The sequence below is a fragment of the Exiguobacterium sp. E17S genome (assembly GCF_057772545.1).
The window spans coordinates 1-302 of sequence record NZ_JBYLRU010000023.1; the positions used below are offsets into that span (position 1 = coordinate 1).

Genomic DNA, 302 nt, shown 5'->3' on the forward strand with positions numbered 1-302 from the left:
GAAGCTGTACCGGAAGGAGCAGTGGAGCGTTTGGAAGTGAGAATGCCGGTGTGAGTAGCGAAAAGAGGGGTGAGAATCCCCTCCGTCGAAAGCCCAAGGTTTCCTGAGGAAGGCTCGTCCGCTCAGGGTTAGTCTGGACCTAAGCCGAGGCCGAAAGGCGTAGGCGATGGATAACAGGTTGATATTCCTGTACCGCCGATCCACCGTTTGAACAATGGGGGGACGCAGGAGGATAGTGACGCATGCGGATGGAAGTGCATGTGCAAGTTTCAAGACCGTCTGATTGGCAAATCCGTCAGGCA

At 55.3% G+C, this 302-nt stretch carries 1 rRNA gene; it reads left to right on the forward strand.

The window, feature by feature from the left end:
* A 23S ribosomal RNA gene (locus AC3B4V_RS16265) occupies nucleotides 1-302 on the forward strand; the annotation flags it as partial.